1 pseudogene is annotated in these 1,904 nt (G+C 57.1%); it reads left to right on the top strand.

Going from position 1 to position 1,904, the window contains the following annotated elements:
* A pseudogene (locus tag FYJ39_RS20320) lies at positions 1 to 1,904 on the top strand (RHS repeat protein); the annotation flags it as partial.

The raw sequence follows: 1,904 nt of genomic DNA, 5'->3' as shown, positions 1-1,904 counted from the left end.
TATGAATACCGCTATGACTTCTTAGAGCGGGTGGTGGATACCATAAGCCCGGAGCAGGAGCATCAGCGTGTATTCCGGAATTTCGAGGGAGGGATCACCCGGCGGATCCATCCGGAGGGCTATGCAGAAAAAGGGAGCCTGGGAGAAGGGACCCGGTATGAGTATGACAAGGACGGAAACGCCATCCGGATCTATTATGCAGACGGCGGCGTCGAACGCCGCTTTTACGATGCGGACGGACATATGCTGCGCCAGATCCTGCCGGAACACTACGACCAGCAGGCGGATCAGGGACCGGGGTATACCTATGCCTATGACCGGATGGGAAGGCTGACAAGGGTGACGGACCCGGATGGGAAGCTGCTGCGCCAGTATGCCTACAACGGACATGCACAGGTACTGCGGGAAGCGGACGGGGAAGGAAACGAGACGCTTTTTGCCTATGACAGCCTGGGACAGAAGATAGAGGAACGGACCAGCATCCGCCGGGAGAAGGGAGCGGCCTATTACCGTGTTAAGGCATACCGGTATGACCTTCAGGGCAATAAGACCGAGGAGCTGTATGGGGAAACGGAGGCGGCGGAGGGCGAAAGCCCCAGCCAGTGGCAGCGGATCCGCTTCACCTATGATACGAATAACCGCCTGATCCGGGTGGAGGATGACTTTGGGGCAAGGGTACAGTATGATTATGACTGCCTGGGCAACCGCACCCTGGAGGAACAGGCCATAGAGGAAGGGGTCAAACGAACCATCCGCTTCCGTTATAACAAAAACGGCTGGAGGGTCCAAAAGACAGAGGAGATCCAGGGGAACGGGGGGATCGGTCTGGCAGTGACGTCCTATGGATACGATGAGAACGGGAACCTGACATCCATCACCACGCCAAAGGGCCATGAGATCCGGAGAAGCTATGATAAGGATGACCGCCTGGTAAGTGAGAGAATCCGGGACAAGGCAAACGGGATCGACCGGACGGTGCGCTACGCCTATGACGCGGCGGGGAATCTGGTTCAGGAGACAGTGGAAGGGGCGGACGGAACCATTCTGACAAGCAGCTACCAGTATGACCGGAAGGACCGGCTGACCCGCCGGGCCGCTCCCTCCGGCGCTTCCAGGAGTTATGTTTATGACCAGAATGATAATTTAATCAAAGAGCTCCAGGCATATGGAGAGAACGAAAGGGAAGGCTTTGCGACTGTCACGGCTTATGAGTATGACAGCCGGGGCAACCGGGTCCGCCAGGTAAACGGGCTGGGACAGACGGTGCAGGAATGGGGCTACGATCTTCAGGACAATGTCATCCGCCAGAAGGACGGCCTTGGAAATGAAACAGAGATTTCCTATACGCTGGATGGAAGGGCCAGAGCGCTCCGCCAGGGAGAGAAGGGGAAGGCCATCCAGAGCTGCCGGTATGACGCCAGAGGCCGGATACTAGGGATCACGGATGGAAACAGCCAGACCGTTACCTATGATACGGATGCCTGGGGACGGATAACGGGGATCGGCTTTGCAGACGGCGTAAGGGAGACCTATGCCTATACGCCGGCAGGACAGATCAAAACCAGCACAGACGGAAAGGGGAACCTGGTGCAGTACCGCTATAACAGCCTTGGGAAGGTGCGGGAACGAAGGGATCAGCTGGGAGGAACAGAACAGTTCCAGTATGACGCGGAAGGGAACCTGGCGCTTTATATCGACCGTGACGGAAAGCAGGTGCACAGAAGCTACAACGCCCTGGGGAATCTGGTGTATGAGCGGGCGGTAGATGAGAAGGGGGAGCATCCATGCATCCGGACCTACCGCTATGACAGCATCGGTCGTCTTATGCAGGCGGTCAGCGACGGCCATTCCTATGAGTACCAGTATGATGAAAAAGGCCGCTTGAAGGAGAAACGCTCCAGCGG

It is taken from the genome of Clostridium porci (assembly GCF_009696375.1).
GTDB classification, from domain to species: Bacteria; Bacillota; Clostridia; order Lachnospirales; family Lachnospiraceae; genus Enterocloster; species Enterocloster porci.
This window is presented reverse-complemented; position numbering and strand designations above follow the sequence as displayed.